The 12312-nt window shown below is 37.3% G+C and carries 12 protein-coding genes; 3 read left to right on the forward strand and 9 right to left on the reverse strand.

Annotation, left to right across the window (positions count from 1 at the left end; translation table 11 throughout):
• Positions 1-10: 10 nt before the first annotated feature.
• From KW850_RS23680 to KW850_RS23690, 3 genes are all read right to left on the reverse strand, one after another.
• Positions 11-535 carry an FAD synthetase family protein gene (locus tag KW850_RS23680; RefSeq protein ID WP_218350222.1) on the reverse strand — a complete coding sequence of 175 codons (525 nt, stop codon included), beginning with the start codon at positions 533-535 and terminating at the stop codon, positions 11-13.
• A gap of 32 nt (positions 536-567) precedes the next feature.
• Positions 568-2046, reverse strand: coding sequence for a 4-hydroxyphenylacetate 3-hydroxylase family protein (locus KW850_RS23685; RefSeq protein ID WP_218350223.1), 1479 nt, complete (start codon positions 2044-2046; stop codon positions 568-570).
• A 179-nt stretch (positions 2047-2225) separates the two neighbouring features.
• Positions 2226-3500 carry an MFS transporter gene (locus tag KW850_RS23690; RefSeq protein WP_256358418.1) on the reverse strand — a complete coding sequence of 425 codons (1275 nt, stop codon included), beginning with the start codon at positions 3498-3500 and terminating at the stop codon, positions 2226-2228.
• A 473-nt stretch (positions 3501-3973) separates the two neighbouring features.
• Here KW850_RS23690 and KW850_RS23695 point away from each other — a divergent pair, with 473 nt between their 5' ends.
• Both KW850_RS23695 and KW850_RS23700 read left to right on the forward strand, forming a co-directional pair.
• The gene (locus tag KW850_RS23695; RefSeq protein WP_218350225.1) at positions 3974-4609 is read left to right on the forward strand and encodes a Crp/Fnr family transcriptional regulator; all 636 of its coding nucleotides are present in this window, start codon (positions 3974-3976) and stop codon (positions 4607-4609) included.
• Positions 4606-5262 carry a Crp/Fnr family transcriptional regulator gene (locus tag KW850_RS23700; RefSeq protein WP_218350226.1) on the forward strand — a complete coding sequence of 219 codons (657 nt, stop codon included), beginning with the start codon at positions 4606-4608 and terminating at the stop codon, positions 5260-5262. Before KW850_RS23695 ends, KW850_RS23700 begins: the two co-directional genes overlap by 4 nt.
• Before the next feature lie 253 nt (positions 5263-5515).
• On the opposite strand, the gene KW850_RS23705 is transcribed toward KW850_RS23700, so the two are convergent.
• Genes KW850_RS23705 through KW850_RS23715 form a run of 3 tightly spaced genes read right to left on the reverse strand, consistent with a single transcriptional unit; the run spans position 5516 to position 8501 of the window.
• Complete coding sequence (locus KW850_RS23705) at positions 5516-5914, reverse strand: DoxX family protein (protein ID WP_218350227.1); 399 nt, start codon at positions 5912-5914, stop codon at positions 5516-5518.
• A 53-nt stretch (positions 5915-5967) separates the two neighbouring features.
• Positions 5968-7839, reverse strand: a complete 1872-nt coding sequence (locus KW850_RS23710) for a DHA2 family efflux MFS transporter permease subunit (RefSeq protein ID WP_218350228.1) — start codon at positions 7837-7839, stop codon at positions 5968-5970.
• A gap of 8 nt (positions 7840-7847) precedes the next feature.
• A complete protein-coding gene (locus tag KW850_RS23715) occupies positions 7848-8501 on the reverse strand; it encodes an HlyD family secretion protein (protein WP_218350229.1) in 654 nt (217 codons plus the stop codon).
• Between the two features lie 319 nt (positions 8502-8820).
• Between KW850_RS23715 and KW850_RS23720 the strand changes: the two genes are divergently transcribed.
• Positions 8821-9726 (forward strand): TetR/AcrR family transcriptional regulator, encoded by a 906-nt coding sequence (locus KW850_RS23720; RefSeq protein WP_218350230.1) that lies wholly within the window; start codon positions 8821-8823, stop codon positions 9724-9726.
• A gap of 191 nt (positions 9727-9917) precedes the next feature.
• Here the strand turns inward: KW850_RS23720 and KW850_RS23725 are convergent, their stop codons facing one another.
• From KW850_RS23725 to KW850_RS23735, 3 genes are all read right to left on the reverse strand, one after another.
• Positions 9918-10307, reverse strand: coding sequence for an iron chaperone (locus KW850_RS23725; RefSeq protein ID WP_218350231.1), 390 nt, complete (start codon positions 10305-10307; stop codon positions 9918-9920).
• A gap of 52 nt (positions 10308-10359) precedes the next feature.
• Positions 10360-11046: a hypothetical protein gene (locus tag KW850_RS23730; protein WP_218350232.1), complete on the reverse strand. Its 687-nt coding sequence runs from the start codon at positions 11044-11046 to the stop codon at positions 10360-10362.
• 150 nt (positions 11047-11196) lie between these two features.
• Entirely contained in the window at positions 11197-11904 is a 708-nt protein-coding gene (locus KW850_RS23735) for a rhamnogalacturonan acetylesterase (RefSeq protein ID WP_218350293.1), read from the reverse strand.
• Between the last annotated feature and the right edge of the window lie 408 nt (positions 11905-12312).

Here is a 12312-nt window from a genome sequence, read left to right on the forward strand (position 1 = left end):
TTACTTCCATTTACAGTCCTAATAACGAATGGGACTGCTGGAAATCTCCATCTGAAATTAACTGACGGATTCTGGTCGATGAAATAAGTTTTCCGCTTTTACAATACACAGGTGGAGTGATATTGATATGAAAATACTTTTCTAAAAGATTCACATCGCCTTCTCTATTTTTTCCAAAATGAAAATCAGCACCCACTGTAACCTCTAACGGGTTTAACTTAGATAATTCACAGATAAAATCTTCAGGAGGCCGAGTCGCATACCATTCATCAAAGCTGGCAACAATAATATAATCAACACCTAACTTCGCTATCCTGCTAACCTTTTCCTGAATTGGTGTCAAAATTTGAACGCCCTTAAAAAAATTTCGAGGAGGCGGGTCGAAAGTATAGACAACGCTAGGAACCTGAGAAACCCGACTCTTTTCCACAGCTTGTTTAATCACGGCTTGATGTCCTTTATGGACACCATCAAATGCACCTATCGCAATCACAGAACCTGCTAGTGTCAGAACTCCATCTTTTAGCGTTTGCATCGTTCACACCTCCTCATACTATTGATTAATGTTTATAAGCTAGTAACTTCATTTTTTCGATTAAATATTTTCATTGCTTCATCAGCCAGCTCAAAGGAATTATTCCTTTTGTGATTGTTATAGAAAATCGCTCTTTTACGAATTGGATCTCCAGTATAATAACGTTCATATTGAAGAACCCTTTGTCCGAATGCCTCACCACATAAATCCCATGCTAATTTAAAGAGGTGAACACGCTCTTCTGCTGAAACGCCCTCTCTTCCAAGATAATACTTCTCTAAATCCTCTCTTAATTCAGGATTCTCGAAATCGGCATCAGTCGGAGACATTAATAGTCCACCTGCACCAATAATTTGCATCACCTCAATCGCACGTGGGTACATTTTTGGGAGCAATCCTCTAATTGTTTCAAGTGGTGCATAAGCTGGCATCGCTTCACCAGTAGCAGTTACTTCATGTTCATACTCAGAAATTCGGAGCAATGCCCTAATCGATTCAACCGATTGGATTAATTCTCCTAAATCATTTTGTACATTTAAGTATCCATCCACACCGATGGAGTCGGCGATTTTACAAGCCACTTCGGTTGCAAATTGTAATTTAATTAACCCTCTTACACCAGACTGGTGGGCTGGCTGCTGAGCGATTCCTGTTTTCGGATATAGTAAATTGGCAGCTTCTACATTGTTATAAAGGAATACACGATCCCAAGGCACTAAAACATCATTAAATACTAGGACCGCATCCATTTCTTCAAATCTTGATGCTAATGGGTGGTCATAAACAGAACGCTTTCCATCCTGCATCGCTTCACGACAGATAATGCGAAGACCTGGCGTATCCAGTGGAAGTGCAAACGCAAGTGCATAACGTTCATCACCAGGCTTAAAACCAGGAAAAGAATAAACAATCACTTCGTCCGTGATCGGTGCAAGGGTAGCTAGCATTTTAGCCCCTCTTACAATTAAGCCATCAGGTGTTTCTTTAACCGCACCTAAATGGGTAAACATATCTTGTTGTTCGTGTGAAGATTTACTGCGGTCATTTTGCGGATTGATGATGGCATGAGTTAAAAATAAGTCGTTATCACGGATATGCTTAAAATAGGAGCGAATGTTTTTTCCCCATTCAGGATTGTATTTATCCAAAAACTCGGAATTGCTCGCCATCGAAGTTACGACGACATTTAAGAAATCAGGAGTCCTGCCCATTAAACCAAATGTCGCTTTAGCAAATTCTTCAAACGTTCTTCTCCGTGCTTGTAGATCCTGATAGCTTTTTGGAACCAAGAATGCATTCGAAATTCTTTGTCCCGTTTCTTCACAAATATGAGTTATGTCCTCTTGATACTTGGAGTCATGCTGCATATCATATAGCTTTGCAATTTGAAGAATGGGCTGATGAAAAACAGGCTCTTCAAAGATATTTTTCACTTTTTTTCCTGATAACCAAACTTCTGGTGTTCGGGATTTTAACGCCTCGATATATTGTGCTCCTGTACGAATTCCCATAAAACATCCTCCTTTTAATTCATATTTTCATTATAGAATTGATTTTTTTGAGTCATTGTAGTCTGATTAACATTTTTTCTAAAAAGTTATACTTTTCACTTTTTTCTAATAATAAAAAGCATCTCTCCATTTGAAATGGACTGAGATGCTTTTCAACTTCATTTATTAATTAAGAGTTATTAGATCTTCATATCCCCTCTTTTAGGAATAAATAGGATGGTGATGGATGCTAACACACCTGCAACGGAAAACAGATAAAAATTGAGTGAGAAATCGAAATTTGAGCTCATAAAAAACCCAATTAGTATCGGTCCTGAAATGGCTCCAATCCTGCCAAATCCAAGCGCCCAGCCTAATGCAGTGGCCCGGTTTTCTGCTTCAAAATATTTGGAAATATAGGCATTTAGAATAAGAGTTGTCCCAATCGTTCCAAAACCTGCAACTCCCACTAAGCAATAAACTAGTAACATAGATGTTTTAATGCTTAATAGAGCTATGGAGACTCCTGCTAAGAAATAGGAAATACTAATGATTTTTTTAGATCCCCAGCTGTCTGCAGCAGTACCCGCTATTAAAGCACCAATCGCTGCTGATAGATTGAGCATCAGTAAAAATCCTAAGCTTGGTCCAAGTGGATATCCAGCCTCTCTCATCATTTTCGGAAGCCATGTACTCAACCCATAAATCATAAGCAGACCCAAAAAGAAGGTGACCCAAAAAAACATGGTTGCTCGAATATTCTTCCGTGCAAAAAGACTTGCGATTGCTGCAAATTTGTTCGGTGAGCCTATAATCTCATCCTTCATATTGCTTTGGACAAAGTCATTGGGAAGCTGATATTTTTGAGCGATACTTTTAGCTACAGCAACTTTTTTCTTTGCGATTAGGAAACTAATTGACTCAGGAAGAAATTTAATAATAAACGGAATGACTAAAAGTGGTGTGACACCGATCCAAAACATTAATCTCCATCCATGTTCTTCAATAAAAAACATGGAAAATAATGCACCAAGGACTCCCCCAATTGGATATCCTGTATACATAATCGCGTACAATTTTGAGCGATGTTGTGCAGGAGAATACTCAATTGTTAATGCGGATGCTGTAGGTATTACCCCACCTAGTCCAAGACCGCCAATAAACCGAAATAATCCAAACATCTCAGGCGATGTAGATAGGGCAACTAGGCACATCGATAAGGAAAATAAAATGATACAAAAGATCAATGTCTTCTTTCGGCCGATCATATCAGTAATTGTCCCTACACAAATTGCCCCAATCAACATCCCAATGAGAGCATAACTACCGATAGCCCCTGCCTGTGCAGGTGTCATACTCCAATCTTTGTATTCCATTAATGATGGTAAAACGGCACCATAAATTCCTAAATCATATCCATCTGCTAACATTGCAAACCAGCACAACACAACAACAAGCAACGTAGCTTTAGGCATACTCTTCAATGAAAGATTAGTAGCGTTTAGATTGTTCTTTTGAGATAAATCTTGAGGTACTACTGATTGTACTTCCCGGTTCATCCAACCATCCCCTTTTATAATTTGCTCCTATCGTCTCTATTGTTATGTCCCAGGTGCAAACTCTCTTTAGCCCTCCTTTTTTATCTTCTAACCATATTGTTTCTCCCATTTTTTGACTCCTTAGAGTTAAAACTATATCGTTTATCAAATTGGGTAAAAACATGGTTTTGACTGAAAATTTAAAATCCAGCCACCCAATGTTGATTTTATATCTTGAATCTTTTACACTATTGTTAAGTAGTTAACATAAATAAACTTTTTTCTTACATCTAATTGTAAGCGCTAACAAATAATTACAACAGGGTCATCAGATTTGTTTAATTTACATATTTCTCAGATTTAAATTTTTATAGATTATTTTTTAAAAATTTCACTTAGGAGTTGATTTGGTGGCAATCTTGTTTGACAGTGATCTTAATTGGGAATCTTGTTTACAGTTTGGTACTAGACAATTTTTCAAGGAGAAAGCTTGTATTTACCAGCAAGGGAGTCTAGGAGATGGATTTTACTATATCCAAAAGGGGTTAATTAAAGTGACCACTACAACTCCGATTGGAAAAGAGCGTTTGTTAAACATCGCCATCCCCGGGCAACTATTAGGAGTTCAAGCGATGGATCGACAGCCCCATTTTACGACGGCCACAGCGGTTAATGACTCAATTCTCTATTATTTCTCCTGTGAACATTTTCAAAAATTAATTAAGAATCAGCCTTCTATCCTTAACATTTTTATCAAAACCGTCATACATAAAATGCACATCCTAGCTGATAAAATATATTTGGACTCTCTCTTACCAGATCAACAATTGGCAGTGATTCTACTAAATATTTGTTACGAATTTAAGAATTATGAAGTTCCGCTCACACAACAAGACCTTACAAAATGCACTGGCTTAACGAGAATAACGTTATATAAGATTTTAAAACAATGGAAAGAAGAAGAAATCATTGAGATCCATGGGAAAAAAATTTTAATAAAGAAACCGGACGAATTAAAAAGGATTCTTGGTAAGGTGTTGACATGAAAAATCTTCGATACTCGTGGCGGCCATTTATAAAATATGGAAAAAAACTAGAGGTTGAGGAAAATGAAGTCGTGTACAATCAGGGAAGTGAAGGCAAGGGCTTTTTCTACTTAGCTAAGGGTGGAATAAAGATTACCCTCCTTTCTCATGAAGGAGTGGAGCGAACCGTTAATTATGTTCCTGAAGGGATGTTGTTTGGGGAACATGGTGCTAGAAATGAACCCTATTTAACCTCTGCCATTTCAAACGGTCAATCCGAAATCTATTTTTTCTCAGATGAAGCTTTATTGATGATTTGTAAAGAACATCCTGAGGCAGCAGGTATTTTTACCAATTCATTAATCTATAAATTTAGGATACTGGCAGAAATTATTGCCTTTCTCAATTCCCCTGTTGAACAGCAAATGGCTCATTTCCTTTTAAAATTGATAAGCGAAAATGGTAATGTTTCCATTGATCAGACATCGTTTGCCCGCTACATAGGGACCTCTCGAATCACGGTAAATAAAATACTTAATAAGTGGAAGAACCAAAAATGGATCCAAATCTCAAACCGTACAATCGACATCCTGGATATCAATCGATTAAAAGAACTAAGAGACTCTGGTGCGATAAACATTTCAAACTTGGATATTTTAATGTTAACAATTTAAGTATTCTTAGATACACAAGTAGATTTTATAAGAAAGCGAACCCATCATAGACTGAACTTTTCATTTTCAAAGAAGCAGGTCATATGCCAATTATTGAGCACCAAGATAAATACAATCAATTTACTCTTAGAATTTTTTGCACCGTGTGGGATAAGTGGAATATAAACAGGGAAAAAGTAAAAAATCCGGGTGAATTCTTAGTAGAATTCACCCGGATTTTATTTAGAGTAGGACAAATTCATTAATTTGTGCCTTATGGCTTATAAAATAATACGTAATCCCCAGGTCCAATTAGGGCCACACCAAGGACAACTGCAATCAAAATGAAGTTGTATTCATAGCCTCCTTCAGTAAGCCAAAAGCCATTTTTGAGATGGACGGTAAAAATCGCGTCAATCATAACGATAATGATTAGTATTGCCCCAAGCCATGTCAGCAAGCCAGCCGAAAAAAGGAGACCTCCAATTAGTTCGAATAATCCTGCTAAAATCGCCCAAGTTATTCCACCCGTCTTGATTCCAATCGACCCTAACCATTGACCGAACTTGACTGGACCCGGTCCACCGAACCAACCAAATAACTTTTGGGCTCCATGTCCTACAAACGTAAGACCAACAGCCAATCGAATAATGAAAAGACCTAAATCTGCCATTTTTTAATCCTACTTTCAATGGAAATTATATGAGTGGACCTTGATTTCCACGACTATTCTTTAACTCGTGACCGTTTAATAAAGAATGATAGAATCAAAGCTACAAATGCAATTCCCGTTGCAACCATAAAGGTATCATTAATTCCATCAATTGTAGCTTGTTGCATGGTCTGACCATAAATCAAAAAGGTTGCAAGCTGCCCTCCCGCATCAGCCGGCATGTGTGTTAAAGCCCCCAAACTCTGCCCAAGATGCGCAAAATTACTAGCTATAAAAGGATTGGAGCTTGTGATGACACCACCATAATCACCTGCGTGCATCCCTTGCCTTGTCGTCATGACAGTAACAAGAAACGCCGTCCCAATACTTCCAGCCACCTGCCTTGCCGTATTTGAGGCAGCCGTACCATGCGCCCCCAGTTGTCGAGGTAATTGGTTAAGACCTTCTGTCATGACTGTCATCATGATGAAGGACATACCAAACATCCGCATCACATATAGAAAAAGAATATGGCTATAGCTTGTAGTCATACTAAGACTGGTAAATCCCCATGAAGTAATTACCGTAATTGTTAAGCCGATTACCGCAAGCCATTTTGAACCGATTTTATCAAAAAGAGCACCGGCAATTGGTGACATAATTCCCATCACGATTGCACCTGGAAGCATCAATAAACCGGATTGTAATGCCGTAAAGCCGCGAATATTTTGCAAATAAATCGGGAGTAAGATCATTGCACCAAACATAGCCATATTAACAAACATACTTATTATGGTCGTCAGCGAGAAAATATCATATTTAAAGACCCGTAAATCAAGCATTGGTTTCTCGGTAGTCAGTTCACGCCAGACAAAGGCGATAATTGAAATAGTACCTATGAACAATGCTGATACTACGATAGTACTGGTCCAGCCATTATTCCCTGCTTCACTAAAGCCATATAACAAGAACCCGAAACCTAATGTCGAAAATAAAAATCCTGGGAAATCAAATTTAGGATTCGTTACCTTGGTTACGTCCTTCATCCACATGAAGCTAAGAATTAAATCAAGGACTCCGATTGGAATGACAATGTCAAACAATAATCTCCATGAATAATGTCCAATGAGCCACCCGGATAATGTAGGACCAATTGCAGGAGCAAATATCATAACTACACCCATAATTCCCATTGCCTTTCCACGTTTTTCTGGAGGAAACAATGTGAAAAAAACAGTCATTAACAGGGGCATAATAATACCAGCACCACACGCTTGAATGATCCTTCCAATCATCAGCATACTAAAGTTGGCTGATAAGGAACAAACTAACGACCCTAAGGTGAATAGAAAAACAGCCGCAATCAATAGCTTCCTTGTTCCAAACTTTTCAATAAGGTAGGCTGATATAGGAATAGCGATCCCGTTCACTAACATATAACCGGTTGAGAGCCATTGAACGGTACTTGCAGAAATACCTAAATCATTCATAATATGTGGGATGGCCACATTAAGTAAGGTTTGATTTAGAATAGCAACAAAAGCACCGATCAGCAGAGCCGCAAGTAATTTTCCTGTTCCTGCATCGTTTTTTGCGTCTTTAACTGGTTGTATTGGTTGGTTCATTTCTTCTTTCTGCTGAACCTCAATTTTTACGTTTTTCAATGCTGATTCAGAAATAGCTGAATCTTCCAGCGTTTTTTCCAATTGATCTGATAAATCTTGTTGATAATTCTTCTGGACTTTCGGATCACTCTGTTCCGTTCGAGTACTACTTTCCTTAAACTCTTCAACCTTAAAATCAGTTTTACCAATATTCTCCTTAACCTCTTGCCTCATCATTTTCGTTTGATCATGGTTGGGTTTTTTTTGTTTCATCATCCTAAAATTGATGAAAAGCAATAACAACATGGCTAGTGTAATATAAACCGTGATATATATTGACATATTATCACCTACTTCTGAATTCGCACGGTTACGTTCATGCCCGGAACAATTGCAACACCTTTATTATCATCTATCGTTACTTTAACTGGAACAACTTGAGTAACTTTTGTGTAATTACCTGTCGTATTTGAACTTGGTAATAAAGAAAATGTTCCCGCTGTCGCTAAGCCGATTTGTTGGACTTTCCCTTTTAACGTGCTATTTGGAAAAGCATCCACATAGATATCGACATTTTGACCTACAGCAATTTCGTCGATGTCCGTTTCGTCAATATTTGCAGTAACCCATAATTTAGTTAGATCATATACTTGTGCCAGCGGCGTTCCTGCAGCAACAAAGGAATTTTGCACGGCATTATTTTGTACAATCGTTCCATCTGTTGGAAGTGTAACTTTCATCTTTTCAGGTGTTCCATCTTTCCCTGTTGTTGTGATTGTTCCTATAGTAGAATCCTTCGTAAAACGGTCACCAACATTGCCTTTCCAATCAGTTAATTTCCCGGATGCAGGAGCAGCTATGGTTACTTGTTGGCCAGCAATTTGCGCATTATCTGTCGTTAAATAGTTGGCAGTTCGATTGTAATAGGCATACCCCCCTACACCTGCTCCGACTAATACAAGTAACATAATAATGTTCAATAAAAGTAAACGTTTCGTGCTCATTAACCTTACTCCTCCTCAAGTGCGCTTTGATAAAACCCATTTTTGCAAATGTATTAGTTCATCCATTCATACCACATTGCTAAATAAGAATTTGCCATTTGTTGGTTACGTTCTTTTCTCTGACATGTACATTATTCTCCTTTTTCATAAAATTTGTACTTAAAGTATATTTTTGTACTTTAATTATAGAACCTATCCTACCATTTTCAGAATACTCAAGCAATAAATAAATAAACCATTAGTACAAAAGTATACTAATGGTCTATTGTGGTATAATTAAAATAGAGAAAAAGACAGACTTGACATAAGGGGAAAATGGATGAATAAGAAAAAAAGGAATGTCATAGATAAAGCACATGAACTATTTATTGAAAAGGGCTATCACGCTACATCCATTCAAGATATCTTGAATCATAGCGGAATTTCAAAGGGGTCTTTTTATAATTATTTTATTTCCAAAGGGGAATTGTTTAAAGCGGTTTATAATCTTATACTAGATAACATGAAAATGGAGAGAGATAAATTACTCATTGGGGAAGACATTACAGACAAAGACATTTTCATTGAACAGGTCCATTTTATGATAGAACATAACAGAAAAAATAAATTAAATCAGCTCATTGAGGATGTGCTCGTATCTAATGAACCAGAGCTGATTAAATTTATAAAGCAAGGGAGATATTTATATTTAAAATGGATATATGAACGTTTTTTAAATATTTTCCCAAACAACCAAGCAAAATATATGATCGATTGTGCCGTTCTTTTTTCAGGAATGATGGAACATATTTTGAATACAAGTAATGTATTGCACGGAACGTTACAATTACGGCAAATTGCTGCTTACTGTTTGGAGCGTGTTATGACGATTCTGGATGATATAAGTAGAAAGGACATCCAATTATTCGTACCAGAGGATATAAATCAACTACTTCCAAAATCAGATTACCATGATTTTTTTAATAATGAATTTTCCATGGCCACATTGAATGTAAAAAAAGTGATTGAAAAGAAATTTGAAGCGGAAAATCCTAAAAGTGCCACGTATATAAATTTGTTATATTTTATACAAGAAGAACTGATGAATAGTAAAGAAGATCCTAGAGAATTTTTAATTGAAAGTGCATTAACTACTTTGAAAACAGTAAGTGAAATAACTAACACAAATGAATTTAACAGGTACGAGCAAATGTTAGCAAAAATGAATTTTTACCCAATTGTATAGAAAATTCACAGAAAGAGCATGTTTTGATTGATTTTGTATCAAAAACATGCTCTAAGTTACAGGTGATAATTGGTTTCTTTTCGTTAAATCAGTTGAAATCTTTGAGGGTTTTTGACCAGCCATAAAGTTCTTTGGATCTCTACACCTATCATTTTTATTTCATGTAAAAATCTTTGTTCCAATTTAATTTATTATTTTAACTTTTTCAATTTGTTCTCTGCTTTGATCCTATTCTCAGCTATTCTATATTTGACAATCTCGCTTATTAATTCATACGGAAGCGGCTTATCAATAGGGAATTGAACCGCCCCTTTAGAAGTTTTATATTCCGATAATTTATGTTTGAATGTAGCAATACCACTAGACGTTGGATAGAAGCCTATATGATTTTTATAGGCAGCGAAATAAACAAGATTTCCTTTATAGGCAAAAGCAGGCATTTGATAACTTATCTTTTCTTCGGCATCTGGTGCAGAATCTTTGATCACTTTTCTTAGCGAATTCAGTTTGTCCTGAACCTCGGGAGGAAATTGTTCAATGTAATGATCAATAGATTGATAGGTAATTTTGTTTCCTTCCATAACTTTCTCCTCTCCTAAAATAGGCTTAATAATTATTATTTTACCATGATTTCTATAATTTCACTTCAATCTTCTTTGCCACATAGATTTGGCCTTTTTGCATGTACTTTAGGCGAAATCCGGCCGGTACGCAGTTGAAAGTGATGGTCAAACCCACATCGGCGATAAGATTATTTCCCTCAACCTTCCAGTTCACGGATTGATAGAGTGGAAATCGATGGTGAAAATAGGTTTCCCCACAAACATTGGCAGCTTTCCATACATGACTGCGTCCCTTTACTTGGATTTTATTATTTGTAGCGGTGATTTCAAAATCGCGTTCAATCGTGTGGACTGGGTTGTCGATGTCCATCTCCTCGTAAGCCTTCCCACCATTTGCTGTTTCTACTTGTTGGAGGATATGTGCTTCCTTCTCTACTACCCATGTGCCAGTACCAAGGGTTATAATAACCACGACTTCTTTTATTCCATCCTTATTAAGATCGATCACATGTAATTCAGGTATACGTGTTTCACTCATTGCTGCCGCCCACCCAAATGCTTCTACCACTTCTTTCCCAATTTTGACACGAAAATCAGTGTATATTTCTTCTCTTGGATTTAGTGTCGCGTATAAATAGACCCCTTCTTTCTTGTTTGCAACGACTAAGGATTGTATTGGCTCGGTTGATTTTTCAGCAGATACTGTATTTGTTAGTAAAAATATTAGACAACCTAAGATTGAAAGTGTCCTTTTCAATGCTTTCCCTTCTCTCAATGTGTTTGGCAATAGTTTGTGGCATATCAAAATTTTTCATGCTTTTGCATTTTTTTATTGATAATAAGGACAAAGAAAAATGGCAGTTGCATGCAACTGCCATTTCCTTAAGTTTCTACTATAAAGTTACATTCACTTTAAAATGTGGTTTTGAAGCGGTGTTAGCTTCAATTCCTTGATGCCATCAAGCACAAGGCGGGCAATCTCCTTAGCTCCATTCTCCTGAAAGTGGGTGTTATCCTGAATGCCTTTCGGATAATTTTTGTTCGTTCCAGTCTCTAGCCAGAGGAAAATATCCTTAGTCCTTTCTGGACCGAGTTTCTGGAACAATACCTTACTTTTGGCAGTAAGGTCAATAACAGGTACATGTTCTTCCAGCCCAAGCTCCTTCATAGCAGTTGGATATGCTCCGTGGGAATCAAGCTCTAAACCTCCGGCCGTAAAATGTCGGCGTTCAACGGGAGTCACAAGTACCGGGATGGCTTGTTTGGCTCGGGCACCATCAATATATTGTTTTAAATAGCTTTTATAGGTTGAGTACGGCTCTGTATACCGTCTTGAATCCTTAATTTTATCATTATGGCCAAATTGAATAAACAGGTAATCACCCTTTTCAATCTGTTTTAGGATGGATTTAAGTCTCCCCTCATCAATAAAACTTTTTGAACTCCTGCCAGATGAGGCCTCATTTTTGACTACAATTTTATCATCAAAAAACATTGGAAAAACCTGACCCCAACCTGCTCGAGGTGCTGCCTTGCTTGTATAATTTGACACAGTTGAATCTCCAGCCAGATAAACGGTTATCCAGTCTTTGTGGGTGTGCTCGGCATTCGTCATTTTTACAAAGTTGTTTCTAGAAATCCATAAGCAAACTAATAAAAACAAGGTTGCCAATACTATTTTTCCTTTACCCTTATTCCGCATACTCTCCTCCTGTATCTTAAACCGCCATAGTTTATTATGGCGGTGATGACTTGCTGTTTATGCATCTTTGGTGACTGTAATTCGTTCGAAAGAGGGGAACTGCCTACACCTGGGAGGATAAAGACGATTGGCGACCTAAAAGCCTGTGTGATAGACGTTAATAGATGTTATTGATGACCCTAGTTCAAAAAAAGATGGTGAACGGTTGGCAATCTAGGTTTCTTGATTACCCTAATCCTTAAAAATGAGCTCGGACGGTCACCTATAGGGCTTATTGATTACCCTAACACTCAAAAATATGCTCGGACGGTCACCTATAGG

The organism is Bacillus sp. sid0103 (assembly GCF_019219025.1).